This is a genomic window from Wolbachia endosymbiont (group B) of Villa cingulata (assembly GCF_964028285.1).
Lineage (GTDB): Bacteria > Pseudomonadota > Alphaproteobacteria > Rickettsiales > Anaplasmataceae > Wolbachia.
The window spans coordinates 1,262,461-1,285,323 of sequence record NZ_OZ034766.1; the positions used below are offsets into that span (position 1 = coordinate 1,262,461).

The 22,863-nt window shown below is 35.3% G+C and carries 18 protein-coding genes, 1 tRNA gene and 2 pseudogenes; 10 read left to right on the forward strand and 11 right to left on the reverse strand.

Annotated features, from left to right (window positions below):
- Window positions 1-7: 7 nt before the first annotated feature.
- Window positions 8-1,909 (reverse strand): threonine--tRNA ligase, encoded by a 1,902-nt coding sequence (gene thrS, locus ABWU52_RS06525; RefSeq protein ID WP_353276703.1) that lies wholly within the window; start codon window positions 1,907-1,909, stop codon window positions 8-10.
- A gap of 185 nt (window positions 1,910-2,094) precedes the next feature.
- Complete coding sequence (gene nuoI / locus ABWU52_RS06530) at window positions 2,095-2,577, reverse strand: NADH-quinone oxidoreductase subunit NuoI (protein ID WP_353277755.1); 483 nt, start codon at window positions 2,575-2,577, stop codon at window positions 2,095-2,097.
- A gap of 131 nt (window positions 2,578-2,708) precedes the next feature.
- On the opposite strand from nuoI, the gene mnmE reads away from it, so the two are divergent.
- The 3 genes from mnmE to ABWU52_RS06545 all read left to right on the forward strand — a co-directional run bounded on the left by mnmE (window position 2,709) and on the right by ABWU52_RS06545 (window position 5,345).
- Window positions 2,709-4,037, forward strand: coding sequence for a tRNA uridine-5-carboxymethylaminomethyl(34) synthesis GTPase MnmE (gene mnmE / locus ABWU52_RS06535; protein WP_353276705.1), 1,329 nt, complete (start codon window positions 2,709-2,711; stop codon window positions 4,035-4,037).
- 47 nt (window positions 4,038-4,084) lie between these two features.
- Window positions 4,085-4,172 (forward strand) — tRNA-Ser (locus ABWU52_RS06540).
- A gap of 168 nt (window positions 4,173-4,340) precedes the next feature.
- Window positions 4,341-5,345 carry an NAD(P)/FAD-dependent oxidoreductase gene (locus tag ABWU52_RS06545; protein ID WP_353276707.1) on the forward strand — a complete coding sequence of 335 codons (1,005 nt, stop codon included), beginning with the start codon at window positions 4,341-4,343 and terminating at the stop codon, window positions 5,343-5,345.
- A gap of 64 nt (window positions 5,346-5,409) precedes the next feature.
- Here the strand turns inward: ABWU52_RS06545 and ABWU52_RS06550 are convergent, their stop codons facing one another.
- The 3 genes and pseudogenes from ABWU52_RS06550 to ABWU52_RS06560 form a co-directional block, all read right to left on the reverse strand.
- On the reverse strand, window positions 5,410-6,498 hold the full coding sequence (locus tag ABWU52_RS06550; protein WP_353276176.1) for an IS481 family transposase: 1,089 nt from the start codon (window positions 6,496-6,498) through the stop codon (window positions 5,410-5,412).
- A gap of 136 nt (window positions 6,499-6,634) precedes the next feature.
- Window positions 6,635-7,110 (reverse strand): annotated as a pseudogene (locus tag ABWU52_RS06555) (hypothetical protein).
- An 18-nt stretch (window positions 7,111-7,128) separates the two neighbouring features.
- Window positions 7,129-7,428, reverse strand: a pseudogene (locus tag ABWU52_RS06560) (DNA-methyltransferase); the annotation flags it as partial.
- Window positions 7,429-7,517: 89 nt separating this feature from the next.
- Here ABWU52_RS06560 and ABWU52_RS06565 point away from each other — a divergent pair.
- On the forward strand, window positions 7,518-8,759 hold the full coding sequence (locus ABWU52_RS06565) for an IscS subfamily cysteine desulfurase (protein ID WP_353276709.1): 1,242 nt from the start codon (window positions 7,518-7,520) through the stop codon (window positions 8,757-8,759).
- A 48-nt stretch (window positions 8,760-8,807) separates the two neighbouring features.
- On the opposite strand, the gene rodA is transcribed toward ABWU52_RS06565, so the two are convergent.
- Together rodA and ABWU52_RS06575 are read right to left on the reverse strand one after the other, a co-directional pair.
- Window positions 8,808-9,911 (reverse strand): rod shape-determining protein RodA, encoded by a 1,104-nt coding sequence (rodA, locus tag ABWU52_RS06570; protein WP_353276711.1) that lies wholly within the window; start codon window positions 9,909-9,911, stop codon window positions 8,808-8,810.
- Between the two features lie 45 nt (window positions 9,912-9,956).
- Window positions 9,957-11,405 (reverse strand): proton-conducting transporter membrane subunit, encoded by a 1,449-nt coding sequence (locus ABWU52_RS06575; RefSeq protein WP_353276712.1) that lies wholly within the window; start codon window positions 11,403-11,405, stop codon window positions 9,957-9,959.
- 64 nt (window positions 11,406-11,469) lie between these two features.
- Here ABWU52_RS06575 and ABWU52_RS06580 point away from each other — a divergent pair, with 64 nt between their 5' ends.
- The 4 genes from ABWU52_RS06580 to ABWU52_RS06595 all read left to right on the forward strand — a co-directional run bounded on the left by ABWU52_RS06580 (window position 11,470) and on the right by ABWU52_RS06595 (window position 13,764).
- A complete protein-coding gene (locus tag ABWU52_RS06580; RefSeq protein ID WP_264330658.1) occupies window positions 11,470-11,775 on the forward strand; it encodes an NADH-ubiquinone oxidoreductase subunit NDUFA12 family protein in 306 nt (101 codons plus the stop codon).
- Window positions 11,776-11,777: 2 nt separating this feature from the next.
- The gene (gene mlaD / locus ABWU52_RS06585) at window positions 11,778-12,233 is read left to right on the forward strand and encodes an outer membrane lipid asymmetry maintenance protein MlaD (protein ID WP_006014110.1); all 456 of its coding nucleotides are present in this window, start codon (window positions 11,778-11,780) and stop codon (window positions 12,231-12,233) included.
- A gap of 377 nt (window positions 12,234-12,610) precedes the next feature.
- Entirely contained in the window at window positions 12,611-12,910 is a 300-nt protein-coding gene (locus ABWU52_RS06590; RefSeq protein WP_064085359.1) for a transposase, read from the forward strand.
- The gene (locus ABWU52_RS06595) at window positions 12,886-13,764 is read left to right on the forward strand and encodes an IS3 family transposase (RefSeq protein ID WP_353277659.1); all 879 of its coding nucleotides are present in this window, start codon (window positions 12,886-12,888) and stop codon (window positions 13,762-13,764) included. Before ABWU52_RS06590 ends, ABWU52_RS06595 begins: the two co-directional genes overlap by 25 nt.
- 22 nt (window positions 13,765-13,786) lie before the next feature.
- Here the strand turns inward: ABWU52_RS06595 and ABWU52_RS06600 are convergent, their stop codons facing one another.
- From ABWU52_RS06600 to priA, 4 genes are all read right to left on the reverse strand, one after another.
- A complete protein-coding gene (locus ABWU52_RS06600) occupies window positions 13,787-13,969 on the reverse strand; it encodes a hypothetical protein (RefSeq protein ID WP_353276715.1) in 183 nt (60 codons plus the stop codon).
- A 52-nt stretch (window positions 13,970-14,021) separates the two neighbouring features.
- Window positions 14,022-14,162 (reverse strand): hypothetical protein, encoded by a 141-nt coding sequence (locus tag ABWU52_RS06605; RefSeq protein ID WP_019078704.1) that lies wholly within the window; start codon window positions 14,160-14,162, stop codon window positions 14,022-14,024.
- A gap of 875 nt (window positions 14,163-15,037) precedes the next feature.
- Window positions 15,038-15,817, reverse strand: coding sequence for an ankyrin repeat domain-containing protein (locus tag ABWU52_RS06610; RefSeq protein ID WP_353276717.1), 780 nt, complete (start codon window positions 15,815-15,817; stop codon window positions 15,038-15,040).
- Between the two features lie 116 nt (window positions 15,818-15,933).
- Window positions 15,934-18,240, reverse strand: coding sequence for a primosomal protein N' (priA, locus tag ABWU52_RS06615; RefSeq protein WP_353276719.1), 2,307 nt, complete (start codon window positions 18,238-18,240; stop codon window positions 15,934-15,936).
- 98 nt (window positions 18,241-18,338) lie between these two features.
- On the opposite strand from priA, the gene ABWU52_RS06620 reads away from it, so the two are divergent.
- Window positions 18,339-19,316, forward strand: coding sequence for a hypothetical protein (locus ABWU52_RS06620; RefSeq protein ID WP_353276721.1), 978 nt, complete (start codon window positions 18,339-18,341; stop codon window positions 19,314-19,316).
- Window positions 19,317-19,325: 9 nt separating this feature from the next.
- Window positions 19,326-22,796, forward strand: coding sequence for an ankyrin repeat domain-containing protein (locus ABWU52_RS06625; RefSeq protein WP_353276723.1), 3,471 nt, complete (start codon window positions 19,326-19,328; stop codon window positions 22,794-22,796).
- Window positions 22,797-22,863: the final 67 nt, after the last annotated feature.

A 22,863-nucleotide genomic window follows, 5' to 3' on the forward strand; every position in this document is an offset into this window, starting at 1 on the left:
AGCTCCATTAATTCAAATTAATAATTTTTAACAGCAATTCAGTAGCATTCTCCAAAGAAAAAGACTCCTGTTTTTCCGATCCTAAATTTCTCACTGACACAGTTTTATTTGTAACTTCATTTTTGCCCATGATCCATAATATAGGTACCTTACTTGAACTATGCAAACGTATCTTATAGCTAATTTTTTCATTGGTCAAATCAGTTTTGATTCTCACACCTTGTTCTTTTAAAACGTTGCTGATTTCTGTAGCATAACCGTCAGCCTCATTTGTAATGGTCAGAATAGCAAGCTGTGTTGGAGCAAGCCAAACTGGAAATTTTCCTGCATAATTTTCTATTAAAATTCCAATAAAACGCTCAAAAGTTCCAAGAATTGCCCTATGTAACATGACAGGGTGATGCTTGTGCCCGTCTGCTCCTATATAAAAAGCTCCCAGACGTTCTGGTAAAATAAAATCAACTTGTAATGTTCCACATTGCCAATTTCTTCCTATTGCATCTCTCAAAACAAACTCTAACTTTGGCCCGTAAAATGCACCTTCACCAGGATTAAGTTCATAACTAAGCCCTGCTTCTTTAACTGCTTCAAGCAGTGCTCTTTCAGCTCTATCCCACACTTCATCATTACCTGATCTAGTATCTGGACGGTCTGAAAATTTCACAGAAATTTCATTGAACCCAAGTTCTGAATATACTTCTTTTAAAAGGTCACAAAACTTTACAGTTTCAGAATTCACTTGTTTTTCCATACAAAAAATATGTGCATCGTCTTGCGTAAAACCACGCACTCGCATCAGTCCGTGCAATGAGCCTGAGCTTTCATTTCTATGGCATGTGCCAAACTCTGCCATACGTATCGGTAAATCACGATAGCTTCTGATGTGAGAATTAAAAATCTGCACATGACAAGGGCAATTCATGGGTTTTATTGCTAGCTTTTTACTTTCAGATTCATCAATAATGAACATATTTTCACGAAACTTATCCCAATGTCCCGATTTTTCCCACAGCTCTTTGCTTACTAAAATAGGTGTTTTTACCTCAAAGTAGCCATTGTTCATTAACTTTTTTCTGATGTAAGACTCAAGAACATCATATAAAGTATATCCCTGTTCATGCCAAAAAATCTGCCCAACAGCTTCCTCTTGAATGTGAAATAAGTCCATATCCCTAGCAATTTTGCGGTGGTCGCGTTTTTCTGCTTCCTCCAGACGTTTAAGATAAGTATTTAATTCATCCTTATTTCTCCACGCGGTGCCATATATTCTTTGCAACATTGGGCCCTTAGAATCGCCACGCCAGTATGCACCTGCTACTTTCATAAGTTTAAACGCTTTAACTCTGCCAGTTGATGGTGAGTGCGGACCACGACATAGGTCTACAAAGTTGCCTTGTTTATAAACAGTTAGGTTTTCGTTTTCTGGTATTGATGAGACAATATCAACCTTGTATCTTTCACCTATATCACTAAAGAAATCAATTGCCTGCTTACGAGTCCAAACTTCTCGGACGAATCTGTGGTTACTTTTTATAATTTCCTTCATTTTTTTTTCTATTGCAGTAAGATCGTCCGTGGTAAAGGCACGATCTGTAGCAAAATCATAGTAGAAACCATCTTGAATTGTTGGCCCGATAGTAATCTGAGTATTAGGAAAGAGCTCTTTTACTGCCTGCGCCATTATATGAGCAGCATCATGCCTTATTATATCTAAACCCGCTTCGTCACTCAGTTGTATTACCTCTATCTCTGTATCAGATTCAATTTCACGTGAGAGATCATACAACTCACCATTTACCTTAAAGGCAATTGCTTCTCTCAAAGCATCCGGTTGTAATATATCAAAGCCAGTGACTCTACCACTGTATTCTTTTACTTTTTGTTCGGATAAAAAGGTAACTTTTATCATTCATTAGACCTTTTGTCATCCCAGTGCTTGACACTGGGATCCATGTTTCTTTCTTTTCTAGATTCCAGCGTCACGCGCTGGAATGACACCAAAAGGTGAGCTACTGATCTTTCAGTTAAATAACAGTTGTACAAGAGATCTATTACATACTTGCTGTAAGAAATTTTAATTGTTGACATACCTAGTTAATAATACGGCCTATTCTTTTTTAACCTGAGTGCAATTGCTTCTTCCCAAACTTCACCATTACGCAATAGCTTTTCTTTATTGTACATTAGCTCCTCTCTTGTTTCAGTAGCAAATTCAAAGTTAGGACCCTCCACAATTGCATCAACTGGACATGCTTCTTGGCAAAGTCCGCAATATATGCATTTTGTCATGTCAATATCATAGCGTGTGGTGCGGCGACTACCGTCTTCTCTTTCCTCTGCTTCAATAACTATTGCTTGAGCAGGGCAGATAACTTCGCATAACTTACAAGCTATGCATCGTTCTTCACCATTTGGATACCTACGCAACGCATGCTCACCACGAAACCTTGGACTTAAAGGGCCCTTCTCTATAGGATACCTCAAAGTAACCTTTGGTTTAAACATATATTTTAATGTAATAACAAACCCTTTAATTAACTCTACAAAAGACCAGTACCAAGCTAATTTCTTGAGCATAAAATATTTAAAACTTGTGTCAGTCATTATAAATCATATTATCAGTTTTCAAAATAAATATTTTCACCTGGGTGACTTTTTAGGTATTTTGGTTTCTTAAGTGTAATATTGCTAAGTAGTTCATATCAATAATGACAAACACAAATGAAACTATTTTCGCTTTATCGACCGTATTTGGTAAGTCAGGAGTTGCAGTAATCAGAATTTCAGGCAACTACGCGCTTAAAGCTTTAAATCATTTTCATATTAAGAAAGAAATTAAACCAAGATTTGCTACTTTAGTTGATCTATATGATGATTCCAGTCAATTGATAGATAATGGAATAATCATCTATTTCCCTGCTCCAAACAGTTTCACTGGCGAGGATGTTATAGAGTTACAAGTGCATGGAAGCAAGGCCGTCATAAAAATCATCTTGGAGGAATTATCAAAAATTTTCGTTATGGCCAGGCCTGGAGAATTCTCACTTAGGGCTTTTCTAAATGGTAAATTTGACTTAACGCAAATAGAAGGGATTGCAGACTTAATTGATGCTGAGACGAAAATGCAAGCTAAACAAGCGATTAAGCAGATATCAGGAGAATTGGAGAGACTATACAGCAATTGGAGGCAAAGATTAATAACGATACAATCCAAAATCGAAGCATATATAGACTTTCCAGAGGACATTTGGGCAGAAAAAAGTGAATTGGAAAAAATTAATAATGAAGTGCAATCTCTCGTGCAGTTGATACAAGAGCATTTAAATGATAATAGACGGGGCGAAAGGTTGCGTGAGGGTTTACATATTGTAATAACTGGTGAACCAAATGTCGGTAAATCAACTCTGTTTAATTTCTTAGCCAAGCGTGATATTGCTATTGTTTCTGAATATGCAGGCACAACAAGAGATATACTTGAAGCTCATATTGACATTGGTGGATACCCAATCATTCTCTCTGATACTGCTGGAATTCGTGAGAGTTCAGATCCAATAGAATTAGAAGGTATAACTCGAGCAAAAAAAAGATCCTTTGAAGCTGACTTAAGAATAGAACTACTTCCTTTTGAGCAGCGTTATAATCTCAATTATAATGCTATAAATAGTGATACTATCTATGTATTAAGTAAAGCTGACAATGCAATTAATGAGAGAAGTATACTGATTGACAGTGTAAATTTTCTACCTATCTCTATTCTAAAGGGAATAGGTACAAACAAATTGATCTCTCTCATAAAAGAGAAGGCAAAGGAAAAATTTGGGCATGATAGAGACACTCCTGTGATTACTCGGCAAAGACATAGGAATCACATGCAGAAAGCACTGGAACATTTACAGCGTTTTAATATCTATAATCCAATTGAGTTGATATCTGAAGACTTGAGGCTTGCTGCATTTGAACTTGGTGCAGTGATTGGAATTATTAACGTTGAGGAAATATTGGACAGTATATTTAGCAACTTTTGCGTGGGCAAGTAAAGCTTTTATAGATTGCTTCAAATCAAATATTGTGATAGAAAAGAAATGGACGGATGGCCGAGCGGTTTAAGGCACCAGTCTTGAAAACTGACGTACGTGATGAGCGTACCATGGGTTCGAATCCCATTCCGTCCGCACAGCATCTCGCTATGATAGCTGATTTTTAGAGCTTATTTGGACTATGTGGTTCATAACGCTGGAAATCTTATCTAATCTAGCCACATCTTTTAAAAATACATCCCTTTGTAAATTGACCTTGTTAGCAAAGAAAGCTAATATCTATAAATAGATCACCATCTGAATATGGAAACCGATATCGTAATAATAGGTGCAGGGCCTGTTGGAATATTCACTGCTTTTCAAGCGGGAATGCTTGATATGAGATGTCATGTAATAGATGTTTTGGATCAAGCAGGAGGACAATGCACAGCTCTTTACTCAGAAAAGCCAATATATGATATACCTGGTTATCCTGTAATTACTGCCCAAAAATTAATTGAGCGACTAATGGAGCAAGCTTCACCGTTTGAGCCTGTTTACCATTTAAGTCAAAAAGTGGAAAAGATTTCAAATAACGAAGGTGAAAACTTTACTATCATAACGAACATAGGTACAGAGGTAAAATGCAAAGCCGTTATCATTGCTGCAGGTAACGGAATGTTTGAACCTAACCGTCCACCCTTAAGTGGTATATTAGAATATGAAAATAAATCTGTATTTTATAATGTAAATAAAATTTCTGATTTTCAGGACAAAACTATAGTCATTGCAGGAGGGGGGGATTCTGCGGCTGATTGGACTGTAGAACTTTCTAAAGTTGCAAAGAAAATTTATGTGATACATAGGAGAAAGGAATTTCGCTGCACTCCTGAAACTAGAAATAAATTAGAATCACTTGAAAATAATGGAAAGATAGAACTGGTAGTGCCATATCAATTACACGAACTAGCAGGAGGTAATGGACAGTTGAGCGCAGTGATAGTAAAAAACATTGCCTCTAAGGAAGAAAAAGAAATATCCGCTGATTTTTTGCTGCCATTTTTTGGATTGTCAATGAATCTTGGGCCAATAAACAGTTGGGGTATAGAGTTAGAACATGGCCGCATAACTGTCGACCCAGCTACACTTAGAACCAGTAGAGATAGAATATATGCAATCGGAGATATAGCTACTTATCCAGGCAAACTAAAATTGATACTAAATGGCTTTGCTGAGAGCGCCATGGCTTGTTATCACATATACAAAGTAATTCACAATTCTCCAGTTAATTTTCAATATTCAACTTCAAAGGGAATTCATGGAAATTAAAGAGTCAGGAGATCCATGAACCTACATGAGTGTAATAGTTTAGACTTAATCTGACAAGCATGAATTATCTGACAGAAGAATCGACGAAGTCAAAACCGATATCAGAATCTGCTTTAATGTTATCAATATTTTTTTGGTAAGCAATATGCATACTGTCAAAAAAGGTCTGCATAGGAGTCTTACCGTAGCAATACTTACCAGAATGAGGTCTAGCTCTATTGTAAGAATGCAACCAATGATCAACATCTAACTGAAGCTCTTCCAAAGTACTATAAATCTTTTTCCTAAAGATAATATTGTAACATTCGTCTTGCATAGTTCTATGAAGCCTTTCACATATACCATTAGTCTGTGGAGAATAAGCTTTGGTTCTAGAGTGATCAATATTTTCTATTCCCAAATATAGCTGGTACGCATGATTCCCTGGTTTGCCACAATACTCCGTACCTCTATCGGTTAAAATGCGTAGCAATGGAACTTTCTGTTCATCAAAAAATGGTATAACTCTATCATTGAGAAGATCTGCAGCTGTTATGGCAGTTTTCTCCGTATAAAGCTTAGCGAAGGCCACTCTAGAGTAGGTATCAATAAAAGTTTGTTGATAAATTCGTCCAATACATTTGATATTGCCTACATAATAGGTATCTTGACTACCTAAGTATCCAGGGTGTTGTGTCTCAATTTCGCCATGTGCCTCTTTTTGTTCCTTAGCTTTTTCTAAAGCAGTAACTTGCTCCTCTGTCAAAATTATACCATCTTGTACTACCTTCGCTTCCAGCGCTTTCAATCTCTTTTTAAAATTTTCAAGATCGTTTCTTTGCCATATTGATCTTATCCCGCTAGCAGATATTAGAATTCCTCTCTTTTTCAGTTCATTTGCTGCTCTTTCTTGTCCATATGCTGGAAATTCTATTGCTATTTCAACTACTGCTTTTTCTATATTCTCTGATACTCTATTTGCATATAATGGCTTACTTTTACTTATCTCATGTAATCCCTCTTCTCCTCCTGTTTCATATAGTTCTTTGAATCGGTAAAATGTATCTCTCGAATATCCCATCACTTTACATGCCTGCGATACATTCCCTAATTGTTTTGCAAGTTCTAGCAATCCTAACTTTGGTTTTAATATTTTTTCTTGTGTTGTACTCATATCTGACACTCCTTTAAAATTTGTTTATATTTTTATCTTACTCTATTCGCTTGTCAGATTAAGTCTAAACTATTACACATCCTGGTTGATTAATAAGACACTTTATTAATTCTAAACTTAAGTTAGCAGACATTATTTAAAACTTAATATTAGATAATTCTTCAAGTGAGGTTGTAATTTCCTCAGTTAGTGTTTCGTGAATCTTTTCAGTGTCACTCAGTGATGCAAGTAGTGCTGAAACTCTATTTGGAATATTAAGCAAATTATTACGGACAACTCTTGCTACATTAAATGCTTCGCGTTTACTTCCTCTACTGCTACAAGTTCACCAATCTCAGCTTTTGCCTTTGCCTCAAGCAGTTTACCTCGTTCCATTTCATTTTTTATTCTAGTTTTTAGCAACATCGTGGAAAGGTTACTTGTATTTTCGTTTTCTGGATTTTTCCTCCTCAGTGGCTGACTTGGATCTCTTATTGCCGCTACTGCTTCATTTGCTTGTTCTCGGTCGATCAAACCATCCTCCAACTTAACTATTCCTTTTTTTACTAAATAACAGACATATTGCTTTGATACTCCTATCTCTCTTGCCCATTCTGTTTGCGTGATTTTCACTTTTTTTTTGCCTATTTTTTACGAGTTTTCTTCTTGAATCTCTGAAAAGGTTTTGCCAGTACCGGCTAAAATTGCATCTCTTCCCGTGTATACTTGCCAACGTTTTATCGTTACATCTACAAATTTTGAATCTAACTCTATTGTCCTACAAATTCTTCCTGTTCTTTCACATGCAATCAGTGTGCTGCCAGAACCGCTAAATGGATCAAGTACAATATCTCCTGGTCTACTGCTATTTACTATTGCTCTCTCCATTAGCTCTACTGGCTTCATTGTTGGATGTAATGAGTTATGTGTTGGCTTGTCATAAAACCACAGACACTGTAATAGTTTAGGCAAGATTATATCTTGAAAAAATTAAGCTTTAGTGCTACTAAATATTGTAACTTCTATGCTGAAACCTGACTATGAATATGGAAAAAATACGCAATGCTAAAATAAAATTACCAATATTTCTCGATTATCAATCTACTACTAAAGTAGATCCTCGTGTTTTGGAGGTGATGATACCTTATTTTGGTGAGTTTAGTAATGCACACTCTCGTAGCCATTCATTTGGTTGGACAGCTGAGGAAGCAGTAGAAAAAGCAAGGAAGCACATTGCTGATTTAGTGAATGCAGACAGCAAAGAAATCGTCTTTACCTCGGGTGCAACCGAATCAAATAACATGGCTATCAAAGGTGTTGCTCATTTTTATAAGAATAAGGGAAATCATATAATAACTGTCTGCACGGAGCATAAGTGCGTTTTAGATTCTTGTCGACATCTGGAAAATGAAGGCTTTAAAGTTACATATTTGTCCGTTAAGCAAAACGGAATTATAGATTTGTTGAAACTTGAGAAGGCAATCACTGATAAGACAATTCTGATTTCAGTGATGATGGCAAATAATGAAATCGGAGTAATGCAACCTGTCAAAGAAATTGGTGCAATGTGTAGAAAGCATAATATATTTTTTCATACAGACGCTGCCCAAAGCTTTGGAAAAGTTCCAATAGACGTAAATGAAATGAACATTGATCTTATGAGCCTTTCTAGCCATAAAATTTATGGACCTATGGGAATAGGTGCATTATATGTCCGTAGAAAAAATCCTCGTGTTAGGTTGACGCCACTAATTAGTGGTGGTGGACAGGAGAGAGGCATGCGCTCTGGAACAGTTCCTACTCCCCTTGCAGTTGGTTTTGGTGAAGCGGCACGTATCGCTAAAGAAGAAATGGAAATAGAAGCAAGCAAATTAGAAGAGTTGAGAGATATTTTGTACAACAAAATAAAAGAGGCATTTCCTGATGTTGTTTTAAATGGTGACTACGAAAATAGGATTCCAGGTAACCTTAACTTAAGTTTTCCTTATGTTGAGGGTGAGTCTCTTATCATGGCAATCAAGGATTTAGCAGTAAGCTCTGGTTCTGCATGCACATCCGCATCTCTTGAACCTTCTTATGTCATAAGATCACTAAACAATGGCCACGATCTTGAGCATTCATCAATTAGATTTGGCCTTGGCCGATTTACAACTAAAGATGAAGTTCTATACGCGGCAGATCTTGTTACTAAAAATGTTGGACGGCTAAGAGAGATGAGCCCACTTTTGGAAATGGTACAAGAGGGAATAGATTTAAGCACCGTAAAATGGGATTCTCATTGAAGAATAAGACGTTAGCCATTAGCAGAGTGATGGTTGTCTAAGCTCTTTCTATGGGTGAAATCGGAAACTTAGCTTTAAGTCCTTTGTAGATGTCACGGAACTAAGTAGCAATCCTATACATATTAAGCTCGCAGCAGTTGTGCTTCCGCCATAGGATAGAAATGGAAGTGGGTCACCTATTATAGGTAATAGGCCTATTGTCATTCCAATGTTTATAAAGAAATGAGCACCAAAAAAGGCGAAAACCCCGATAGATATTAACTTAGAAAAGTAATTTTTTGACCTGTAAGCAATGGAGAATATTATAGCAAGCAATGTGGTATAGAGTAAAATCAAAGCCATGCTGCCTAAGAACCCCCATTCCTCACTAAGTACCGCAAAAGCAAAATCTGTGCGTTTCTCTGGCAAAAATCCAAGTTGAGCTTGACTCCCATTAACAAACCCCTTACCAAACAAACCTCCTGAACCAATAGCTATTTGAGATTGCTGTGCATTATAACCTATTCCAAGTGGATCTACTGATGAATCCAAAAATGATAATATCCTTTGCTTGTGATAAGGGCGCAAAAAAGGCCAAATAGCTGGTATTGCGAAAATGCCAAGCGTTCCAAAAATTATTAAATGAGGTCTTTCCATTATTGCTGTGAATATAATTGATGCTCCTATAAACAATATTATTACAGCTGTTCCTAAATTAGGTTGCTTCAATACAAGGAATACAGGTAAGAAAATAATTATAAGTGGCTTAAATAAACTTTGAAATTTCATCATTTTATACACACTTTGTTTATTAAAATAACGAGCAAGTGCAAGTATTAAGCCCACTTTTACAAATTCTGATGGTTGTAAACTAATTGACCCAATTCTTATCCATCTCGTTGCACCCATTATATGCGAGCCAAAAAAATTTACTGCTAACAGCGCAATTACTGCTGCTATGTAAAAAAAATAAGCGTGCTTCAAATAAAAATCTAGCTCTATAAATGACATAGCTATAGCAAGCAAAAGGAAGAAAGAGAATATGACCAATTGGTGAATTGCAAATGGAGCCCACTTTCCTCCAGCAGAAGAATATTGAACAACAATGCCAACGCAAAACAGAGCTATTACGTTCATGACTAATAATAAGTGAATCTTCTTCAGCTTATCCACAGCGAAAACTTTACAGACTTTTAGATACAATAAAACATAAGAAAATCAAAAAGCAAATTTATTAATTACCAACCGAATTGGATTACTATATATCCCAGTTATTACCGTTAAAATTGCCATAAATAATAGACAAAAGAGCATAAGCAATGGTACCTCATTAAGTGTCATTCCAGCGTTTGATGCTGTACTGTTTTCAAAATACATTTTCTCAACCATTTTCCAAATGTATACTAATGCAAAAAAAGAGCTAACAGCAAAAACCATCAGAGAGACCCATGCATGAGATTCAAGAATTGCTTGCATCATATACCACTTACTTACAAAGCCATTTGTCAAGGGTACACCGATTAATGCTAAACTAAGTAGAGTAAATGCGAGTGTTGTATAGGGCATTGACTTTTTTAGTCCTGATAAATTTTCTATTTTTGTCATACCAACCTTATAAGAAATACACCCTGCAACAATGAATAAAGACGTTTTTATCATGCTATGATTTACTATGTGAAGAACTGCTGAAAACAAACCTGATTTTGAATTTAAACCCAGCATTAAAAGTATATAGCCAATCTGACTGATACTGGAGTGAGCAAACAGTCTTTTTATATCTTTTTCGATTATTGCAGATATTGATCCAAATACAATAGCGCAAAGTGCGAGGATAATTATCACATTATGCAGTGGTAAGAAAAAATTTTGCTGAAAAACAGTGTAAAAGATTCTGATAAAAACATATATCATCACTTTGGTTACTGTACCTGAAAAGAATACGCTAACGAAGCTAGGTGCTTCACTATATGCGTTAACCAGCCATCTGCTGAGTGGAAATAGTGCCATTTTGATTGAGAGACCAACAAAAATGAATAATGTACCAAGTCTTATGATGTTATTATCGTATAATGGTACTATTCTTTCAGCCATGTCAGACATGTTGAGCGTTCCGGTCATAGAGTATAAAAGGCCGATGCCAAACAAGTAAAATGTTGCTCCTACAGTACCACTAATGAGGTATTCAAATGCTGCAATCAGGGCTTTTTTGTCCCTTCCCATTGAAACTAATACATAAGAAGAAAGAGATGAAATTTCCAAAAAAACATAAAGATTGAATATGTCGTTTGTTACTAGAATCCCGAGTAGTCCGCTTAAGCACAGTAGAAATAGAGAGTAAAAACCAGTGATCTTGTTTTTGCTAATTTCTTTTTCGTTAATATAAAAGCTATAAAGCACGCTAATAAGCGCTATAAAATTCACCAAAGTTAGAATCAAGGAGTTCAATATGTCGATTCTCAACTCTATTCCGTATGGAGGAGCCCAATCTCCAAGATAATAAGTTATAATTTCACCATTGTATGTTTTCACTAGCAACATTAATGAAATAAAGAAAGTAGCTGCCGTTGTAAAAAAAGAGATAAACCAGGACACCTTATGTTTCCTGGTAAGAAAGCAGAACATCGATGCAATTATTGGTATAATAACTTGTAGAATTGGTAATTGCATTAAACTGTTGTTAATACATCGTTAAAGTATTAGTATATATAATACTTTTTGTTTTAATACCTTTATGTTATCTAAAATTTATAATGCAGTAACAAACTTATTAAGGAGAAAAGGTAAACTTATAGGTAGGGATGAAAACGGAAATTCTTACTATGAGTCAAGTAAAGGGAAAAGATGGGTAATATATGGTAATGTTTCTGAGCCCACAACAATTCCTCCAGAATGGCATATATGGCTGCATTATACTAATAATGAAGTACCAGTTAATAATAACAAAAGAAAAACTCCTAATTTAACAGGTACGAAAGGTGCATACTACCCAAATCAAAAGGTGAAAAACTACTATGAAAGCTGGAATCCTAATAATTAAAGATGCGAAGGTCAAATATACTTGAAATAATTGCTGGATCATTTGTATTAATTTTCACTATTTTTCTTGTCTTCTTCGCTATTAATAAGCTATCTTACATAAAGAGAAACTATAAGGATTGCTATAAAATACATGGCCTTTTTACTGATGCTAACGGTGTAGGGGTTGGTGATAGTGTCAAGATCTCTGGTGTAGAAATCGGAAGCATAACTGGTGTATCGCTTGACAAAGCTACCTACATAGCACGAATCGATATGTGCATAAGCAGAGACATAAAGTTGCCAATTGATAGCTCAGCTCTAATCGCTAGCAGTGGAGTTGTTGGTAGTAAATTTGTTAATATATCACCTGGTGCAGATCCTAAATTAATTTCACACGGTGGTAAAATAGCGCATACTCAAGCTGAAGCAAATATGGGTGGAATAGTGGATAAAATTATTGGCATGTTTACAAAGTGAGAATAAGAACACATAAGCCAACTTGGCCTATGTACAATTAAGGGATTTTTCTATCAATAGCTTGAAGTTGTTCAGCGTTTGAATTATCAAGATTTCTGCTAGGTTTTACATTCCTAATAATCTCAATAAATGCTTGTACTTTCAGTATAGGAGTGTTTTTTTTTACGTACTTAGGGAAGTGTTAAATAAACTGTATCAAACCGAGAAGTAACAATAAAATAGAAACAAAAAATGGAAGTTTGACAATGAGTCAAGCAAACAGAACTACCGGTTTGGTAGACTATAAAGAATTAGAAACTGACCTTACCCAGAAAAAGTAGACAGAAAGTTAAGACGTTTTTGAAGTAAAATAAAACGTTTTTTCAAAGAGGTGTGGTATGACAAAAAGAAAAGAATATACAGCAGAATTCAAAATTGAAGCTATAAGACTAGTAAAAGAAACAGGTCAATCATCAGCAAAAATAGCAAGAGATTTGGGTATTAGCGGTGATTCATTAAGCAGATGGGTAAAAACATACAATGATAGAATGTCTGGAGTAGATGCGTTTCCAGGAAAAGGGAAAGTAGCTCATTGTGACAAAGAAAAGTTTGATTTAAAGAAAGAGCTGGCAAGAGTAACGAGGGAAAGAGACATTTTAAAAAAAGCCCTGGGATATTTTGCAAACCAAAAAGAGTAAAATATTCTTTTATAAAAGAACATAAAAAATGCTATAAAATACGGGAATCATGCAGATTTTTGAACGTATCTGCTTGTGGTTATTATAAATGGATTACTAAGGAAAAAAACAACAAAAAATCAATAAGAGAAGAGCTCATACAAGATATTCAGAAGGTATATCGAGCATCACAATGCAGATACGGAGCTCCTAAAATTCACGCTGAATTAAAGGCTTTAGGTAAAAATTATAACATCAAAACAGTGCAAAATGTTATGCAGAAAAATGGCATTCAAGCTAAGCTTAGACGAAAGTTTAAAAGTAAAAAACCACAAATAGACAATAGAGTTATAACTCCTAACATATTAAATCAGAATTTCATCGCTGATCAACCTAACAAGATATGGGTAACTGATATTACGTACATAAAAACTAATGAAGGATGGTTATATTTGGCAGCAATAATAGATTTATATTCACGCATGGTGATTGGCTGGTCAATGAGTAATGCAGTAAATAGGCAATTAGTTATAGATGCGTTATTCATGGCTATTGGTAGGCGCAAATCTGCTAAAAATCTACTATTTCATAGCGATCAAGGATCGCAATACACCTCTAAAAATTATCAATTTTTACTAAGTACAAAAAATATTACTTCTAGTATGAGTCACAAAGGTTGTTGTTATGATAATGCTGTTTCAGAGAGCTTTTTTAGTTCACTTAAGAGAGAGTTACTCATTGATACTTCACAACACTCTGCACAACAAGCTAAAACCGCAATATTTGAATATATAGAAATTTTTTATAATAAACAGCGTAGACATTCTACTATTAACTATTGCATTCCTGAGCTTTTTGATTCATCATTCTCATAGCAAAAACGTCTTAACTTTCTGTCTACTTTTTCTGGGTAAGGTCAGACATCCGATTCCATAATTTGTATAGATTATCCTTTAGATTTTCTTCAAACTTTGTTATCGAGACCTCATCTACACCTGCTGCACCTTTATTTTTCGATACTTGTTTATAAGCTCTCCAAATAAGTTGCTTCGGTATATCAAAAGACTTTGTTTCATTCATTAACTCCTCCCTTTCGGTTGATAAATAATTAAAACTAAATAACTTAGCCCCTTCACTCCATTTCCATTACAGAAACTTCTTCGCTACTACGAGCTAATCCGCCCCTGTTTTTCGCATCGGTACTCTCATCCTCAGAGATCAGCTCTTTGGACTTCTCCCTTTTCATCGAAACGACAGGTTCCCGTAGTTCCATGCAATAGCCTAAAATAGATTCACGCCACTTTTATGCCGGACGCCACCTACCCAGTAAACAAGCTCCCAGTAGATTCATCCCAGGTTAACGACTACCCCCTGGTTTTGACGTCGTCTCTACGCTTTCGACACTTCATCAGTGGTTCACTTGCGTTCGTCTCTCTATTTCATACATGACACATAATTGTGCCTTTTCCATAACGCTCACTACCTTAGCTCTTTACCAAAGCAGCTTATGGCTGTTTGAAGCCTGCTCTTGCAAACCGGCTCCGAGGGGCCCTCCCTCATCTACTGCACAGCTTCAACACTTTCCGTGTTTCTACGGCGCACTGTCATCCCAGTGCCTAGACACTGGGATCCAGTTAAATTTATGAGTATAAAAGTAATCAACGTTTCTGATGATTATGAAAAAGCTGGATGCCAGTGTCAAGCACTGGCATGACACCATCTGCTACTCGTTCCACTTCATCTTCCTAAAGCCCTTCCCTGTCATGCCAGTGCCAAATGACACCATTTGTTCTTATGTTTTTGTCTATCTTATTTTACCACTCTGCTGAACGGATACAAAAAATTACTTCCGCATGTTTTTAATCTCATTATAATTACAATTAGAGATATTTATTGAGCTCAAAAATCTATCTTCGTCTGCAGACTTTTTAATCAAACTCATTAAAAATGTAGCGTATCCTCTTCAGAGCATATCTGTCGTATGTGCACTGCATTTTTTCTAATCTTTTTTATACAGGGGGATCTTATGTTCAGAATTCCAGATACTTGACCTTTAATTTAGCTAATAAAAACCAACTGGTACCTGCGGTTTTTATAGCTACGTTTTCTCAAACAGATTTCAAATGGATAGTTAAAAGAAACTCACAGTTATTCTAGTACTGCTTTATTATCTGCAGTTTTTTCATGCTTGACAAAAGAGAGTTGAGGGTTAACAGCTTTTTCTATCAATTTAGCCTGTTTATAGTCCTGACTTAGTAAATATATAGCTACTCCAATTGCTATTCCAGCAACAAGAGCAGATACTGCGAGTGCGCATAATATAATAGTCATTGAAGGGACTAAAGCACCACCAACACCGAGTCCAATGCCAAGAAAAACGCCAGGTATAATGCCAATCAAACTATTACATCTAGCACTTTCTTTTTTCGATTGAGCTTGGTCTTTCATACATTCAATGAGTACTTTTCTTGTATTTCCTTTAGCCAAATCTAATGGAGTGTGCTCATTTTTACCCTCCATCAAAGGATCCGCACCATGTTTTAAAAGTGCTTCTATTGCTTCAGTGTTATTACTTATAACAGCTTGGTGTAATAATGTATTTCCACTTTGATCTCGAAAATTGATCAATTTATAGAAATCCTCAAGAGTAATATAGTCATGCACTGCTTCATCTAGAATATTCATTGCGTTTTGAAACGATAATTTCTCTTTTTTATCAGATATTGCACTATCGTGTGCAATGCAGTGGTGCAAAATAAGATACACCATCTCTTTTCTTATATCTACAATATCCTTTGTAAATAAAGCTGATTTAAATAACTCCTTGTCAATAGGTATTTCGATATTTTTATTAAGGAATTCCTGCAATTCTCTAATTTTTTCGTTATGCTTTATCCCTTTCCTACAGATGATTTCAAGTAAAGTCATATTATCTACCTATTCTTATTATATTAATAATATGATAAATTCTAATAAAAGTCAAATTTTTAATTAAAAAATTAATTAGTAATTCTTGTAAATATCAAATAAATTCTTAAAATTCATCAAAAAAAACTCACAGGATCAACATCTATTGTTACTGCAATATTTGAATTCAAGTTGTAATTTTTAATCCAATATTTTAGCTTTTTCTTTATAGATAAACTATGTTTATTGTGTATTTTGAGTAGCACTCTATACCGATATTTATTATTTAAGAAATTTATTGCTGCTGGTGATGGGCCAAAAATTTCGAGTTCTTTTTTTCTAGTCACGCACTGGAATGACAACGCAGAAGGAATAGTAGCTGAACATTGATCATGCAAAAAGCTTGTTATCTCACTTGCTGCTTTCTGCGTTGCAAATTGATCCTTACCGCAAACTATAAGCGCTATTAATCTACTAAATGGTGGCATTTTAGCTTTGCGTCTTGACTCAAGTTCAATTTCATAAAACAAATCCCTTTTTTGCTGCTGCAATGCTTTTATTATCAAACTTTCAGGATTATTAGTTTGCAATATTACCGTTCCTTTTTCGTTGAACCTCCCAGATCTACCCGCAACTTGATGCAATAATTGATACGTCTTTTCTGCTGCCCTAAGATCAGAATTTTCAAGTCCTAAATCTGCATTTATCACTCCAACCAAAGTTAACTTAGGGAAATTATGCCCTTTGGCAATCACTTGTGTACCGATTATAATATTCACCTCTTCCTTGAGCACTGAGTCAATGACGCTACCAAGCGACTTCTGATCGCTGCTGATAATCGCAGTTTTTGCACTTGGTATTAATTTCACTATTTCCTCAAGTAACCTCTCAATTCCTACACCATAAAGGAACAATGACTTTTCGCTTTGACAATTAGAGCATTTTTCTGGAAGTTTTGATTGATAAGAACAATGGTGACACAAAAGGACGTTCTTCTTTTTGTGGTATGTAAGCCAAACAGCGCAATTTGAGCAGGAAATTTTGTATCCACACTTTTTACAAACTGCAAGTTGCGCGTATCCCCTGCGGTTTAGAAAGAGCATAACTTGCTGTTTTTTCTCTATGGTTTGTTTTATCCCTTCGAAAAGCTCATTGGAAATCCATTGCTTATTATTCACTACTTTTATATGCGGTAACTCCGCACCACCGAATCGTTCGGTTAGCTTTACATGATTGTAATTCCCTTTTTTAACGTGATAAATTGTTTCAAGCAGCGGAGTAGCGGATGATAAAATAATCGAAATATTTTCGAGCTTGGCTAAGATAATGGCCATATCTCGAGCATTATATATAATTCCCTGTTCTTGTTTAAAGGATGAGTCATGCTCTTCATCAATGATGATCAATTTTAGGTTTTTATAAGGCAAAAAAAGCGCTGACCGTGCCCCAATAATTATCTGCGCACTTCCATTTGCGATACTGAGCCAATTATTTCGGCGAGCTTTTGGAGTAAGTCCTGAGTGCCACTCAGCTATGTTGCCGGATATCTGACTGCGAACACGATTTACTAATTGCGAAGTTAGAACAATTTCTGGCAGAAGGATAAGGACTTGTGCATTACCTCCTTCTGTTGTCATTCCAGTGCTTGGCAAAGGCAGTATGCTAAGTGTTACAGTAGGTTTTGCCTTAAATACAAAGGTGTCATTCCAGTGTTTAACACTGGAATTCAGGAATTTTGATTCTAAATTTGGTATTGATTTTAAATTAAAATAAATGTTTGTGATGAGATTATATGAAAAACTGGATCCCAGTGTCGGGGCACTGGGATGACAAGAGAAGAGAGCATTGGAATTGCAAAAAAAGTAGGCACTGGGATGACAGGAGAAAGAAACACTGGAGTTACAGGAGGAGGATAGACAATGTTCGTAAATACTATGATTCTTAATTAACTGTGAAATTACAGAGAGATAAACTTCCGTTTTCCCAGACCCGGTTTCACCGTCAAGTAAAGTCACTGAATACTCATTCAAATTACTTATTACTTTATCGCGAGCTACTTTCTGTTCAGGGTTTAATTGGTAGTCTATTTTGCTTATTTCCTGCTTTTGTTCAGCATAAACTAGTTTATTTATTTGATTTACTTTTAGCACTTCCCCCATTATCACTTTCGCAAGCATACCAATAGGTATTACATTATACTGTGCAACCCACTCTGCAAATTCGATCAGTTTTGGTCTAATACTCGGTAAATCAATCTTTTGCTCAACAAATTTTAATTCTCGATCGCTTTTGCTACTTTCTCTCCAAACTATTCCAATCAAACGCTTTCTGCCAAACGGCACCACTACGTAATCTCCAATTGAAACTTCAGTATCTTCCTCAACTGCATATGAAAATAGCTGATCAATTGGAAGTGGCAGTAATACGTCAACTGTTTTTGTCATAAGTTAGCGCTGTTTTTAGATACATAGAGAAGCCTTAATGCTTTTTTCATAGTACACAATTTATAATCATAAATACTGGAAATGTGAGGAAATTCTGTATGTTTAGCGATAAAATAGTCCTAGACTTTGAAATAGAAAAAGGTGACCGAATAGATCGGTGTTACTTCTCTACACGCATCAAACTTACAGATAAGAGCAAGAGTTTTCTACGTGAAAAGCTCGGTAAACCTAACAATTTAGATGATTACTTTAATCTTAATCCTGAGAATTTTTATATTTATTACAACAAATATAGTGGTCACTATGGTATAAATGAGCTATATGTCAGAGATGATAATGGTAGATATTTAGCTACTAAACTTCCACTTGATCAGAGCGGATTTTCGATAGAGTTATTATTCGACGAGGTGAATTATGGTTTTTATCCTCTGTATGCAATCTATAATCCCACTCAATATGACAAAAAGCAGGAAAAGAGCTTTGAAGATAATGGTGAATTGCAGCCGTTTGTGTCAAGTGTATTGGATTACTTTCTAAATGGCTTAACCATTCAAGATATGTTTTTGCAAATACAAAATGAGCTTGTTGAAAAAGAAACAAAATTAGAAGAAGACAGAAGAAAGGCAGAGGAAGAATTAAATCAAAAGAATGAAAAGTTAAGAGAACTCATAGAAAATGATGAGATTAAAGTACTTAAAGTAATAAAAGGCCATAGTATTGGGAATGGACGTTCAGCGGCAATTTTACAGCTTAATGGTGATCTTGATGCAAGTAAATACTACATAGCAGAGTATGAAAGCAATGAATACTTACATTGCACGAGCTCTGGTTATGACATACTGCTTGACCAGAGCGATTTATTTTTTGTTCTGAATAGCAGCTCTTATCTTGAACTTGAAAGCGGTTTCTACTCAATCCCTGAATTTAATTCTAGAAGCTATGCTAAATATCTCAATACTAAGAATCGGCTTTTCAGCGATGATCAACTATCTCAGCAGTTGTGCAAAAACAAGGTAAAGGCTGAATCTACAGTTAACGCATTTTTCTCAAGACTTATTTATAGTGAAAATTTTTAAGAGGTGAATATGAAATTTAAAACAAATTCTGAATATGATAAATCACAAACTTTGATTAAAAAATTATTTCTAAATAAAGAAAGTATAGTAATAAACGATCAGCTTACAATAGAAGTAAAATATGGGGGATTAGCTAGTTATACCCCTGAGTATATAAAACAAACTGTAAAAGATGCTTACGGAGCCTGGTCTGATAATTTCTATTCACAAAAAAGCGTTCATTCTGGTCCAGTAAAATTACAGCTTTATGTGCTGAAAAATTACGATGATTACAAAGCTCACATCAAGGAACTTTCAGGTGGTAAGGACCATAGAGAATTATGGGGTGGTGGAACAGTAAGAACACACGAAGCTGACGGCACGATAGCAAAGACTTTTATTGTTGGAGATGTAAATGGCTTACTTTGTGCAAAATCTAAAATTTTAATGGAAAAAATGAGCGATGCATTTCTTGAGTACTCTACCGGTAATATGGATACAGTACCTGAAGTTTTACGTACCGGTATGAAGCTTTTCATGTGGAGCTATGATGCAGCTAAAAAAGAAAGCACTCGCGATATGCATTATACAAAAGAAGCATACAATAAAATGCATGAATCTGGGCATGATACACCATATAAAATAGCAAGTATGTCTAACGACTATAGAATATCAGATTGCTTAGTGACATTCCTACAAGAAAAACATCCTCAATTCATAGAGCAATTGCTTACTGAGATGTCCTTCGATAGAGTAGAAGCGATATCAAAATTCAAGCATCTTTTGAATAACTCAGAAGTTGAAAAAGAATTTAAGCAGTGGATGGATGTAAAAAGTGGCGATAAAATTGTGGCAGATCTTGTGCCAGATAGTGAAGTTATGACTTTCGGCGAACACAAGCTTCAAATAAATATAAAATATGATGATGAGGAATTAACTCAGAGCAAATTGAGTAGTGTAAAAAATGCCATCGAGAGTACTATAAAAGATTTTGATTCAGCATTTGGCATTAATAATTCTCAGCCTTGGCACAACATACCAAATAAAGTTAATGTTTTCGTATTTAATACAAAGAGTGACTACGAAAATTATCTTAAGGAGTTGAACGTTAACTATAAAGGCGCTTCTGGCTTAACAGTTCAAGGGCGTGGCTCAGAAATTCATGTTTATTTTTATCTACAAGACCAATTTGATGACTCGTGTAAAACTTTGAAACACGAATTGGGACACGCCTTAACTATCATTAATTCCTATTATGGTACAGGTGATGTCTTATCTAAGGCTATGCATGAAGGGGTTGCTAACTATATGGCAAGTTTAGAAGATGGTCGGCATGTCAATGACCATGGAGATAAAGAGGCCTTGATTGCAATAAAGAATAAAGGTCTCAAACCAGATGAAATATTGCGCAATAATATTTGGAGTAATAAAGGGGAACATTATCATTCGGATGCTGAACAAGTGATCAAATTTCTTGAAGATAAACACCCAGATATGATTGATAATTTGCTCAAGAGCCTTTCTAAATCTGGTGCAAATAGGTCTCAAGGTAATAAATTATTTGAGGATTTTTTGGCTGAGCTGAAAGGTTATGATCAAGAATTTAAAAAATGGGTTAAGGCTGAGCTGAGTGGTGAACAACATATGGAATATAATGTTGTTGAATCTAACAGTGTTGAAAGTTCAACAAGCCAACAAAGTGCAGGCAAGGGTGTATATGGTTATAGTCCAGTACATAATGTAAGTGGTGATAAAACCAAGATAGAACCTAAATCAAGTATTAGTAGAGAAGACAACATACAAGCTGCTAAAAAAGTGATTACAGACGAACAAGGAAAAGCTGTGACAACAAAAGTGATGAAGTATAATAAACAGCCTTTCTTAAAGGTGAATATTGATGACAATAATGTAGAAAACACTATAGGAAAAGTAAACGAGATAAATAAGGTAACAGGTGCGACGAGTTTACATTTTGCTGCTTCATTGGGAGATTTAAGCAAAGTAGCAATGCTACTAAAACACAATTCATATATTGATACAAGAGACCATAATGGACAAACGCCACTACATTATGCCATTCAGTCAGGAAATACGGAAGTAGCAAAATATCTTATTGATCATGGAGCAAATCTTAATGTTCATGACAATTATTATCAGAAAACTAATACTAAATATGTCTATTATAAGACACCTTTACACTATGCTATTGAGTCTGGAAATATAGAGATAGCTAAATACTTAATAGATCGTGGTGCAAATTCTAATATTAAAGATGCTTATTCCAAAACGCCATTATACAGTGCTATTTATTCAGGTAATACAGAAATAGTGAAGTATCTATTAGATCATAACGCAGATCCTAATAGTAAAAGTTATTATACTTTTCCGTTACTTGCTGCTATTAAGCTAGGGAATGCGGAAATAGTTAAGAGTTTAATTGAGCATGGCGCAGATCTTGGTATCAAGAACACGTCAGCTCAAACACTGTTGCACTATGCAATTGAGCTAAAACATACGGAAATTGCTAAATACTTAATAGATCGTGGTATAGATGTTGATACCCGTGATATTGGCTCTGGTAAATCTCCACTACATTTTGCCATGCACATGAAAAATATGGAAGTAGTTAAATATCTCATAGAGCACAATGCGGATATTGATATTCAGGATAGCTACGGCTTAACACCTTTGCATCTTGCTGTTGATCTTGGGAATAAGAAGATGATAGAGCAGTTAGTTGAAAAAGGTGCGAATATTAATGCTCGGGATAATGATGGTTGGACGCCTTTAGTTCATGCAGTGAGGCATGGAAAGTTAGATACAATAGAATATCTAATAAAAAACAAAGCTGACGTTGACGTTGTAGGCAAAGATGGCAGGACACTTGTTGAACATGCTGAGTTATGGGCAGAAGAGAAAGGACTAGCAAGAGATGTAATAGATAGCAAAGGCGATAAAGATTCTTATTATCGTGAGCTTTCAAAAGAAGCTGCAACTTGGGAAAAAGCTGGAAAGGATATGCTTAGCTATCTCAAAAAAATTACTATGCAAGAAGAAGAATCTAACGATATAGACCAAATGCCAGCAGATCAACCTGTAATTGAAGAAAGGAGTAAAAGATCGATAAGAGGAAACGAAGAGAAGCAAGAGGAAACAATTGTTATAGATAATGTGAAAGAAGAGTCACAACATCCTTTAAAAATCAAAGTGGGTGAAGCTATTGGAGATGGTAAATATAAGGCGGTGCTGCAAGCTCAAGGTCAAGACATAGATAATCTTTATCAAAACTTAAGTAGTCAGTATACTGCTGGGAAATACAATTATAATCAAATGATAGCTCTGTATAATAAAGTTTATGTGCAAGATTCCAATCTTGATGGAAAGCCGATCACTCTTTCTGAAGCATACATTACAAATGATCATCTATTTATTAAAAATCAAGATTTTGGAATTTTGAATGATTTTAATGAGATGTTTTATAAAAGTGATGAGTTTATGTAACATAAAAGGTGGATGAGAATTAATTGATATAAGGAATTAGATCTTCTATTTTCATTCCAGCGTTTCC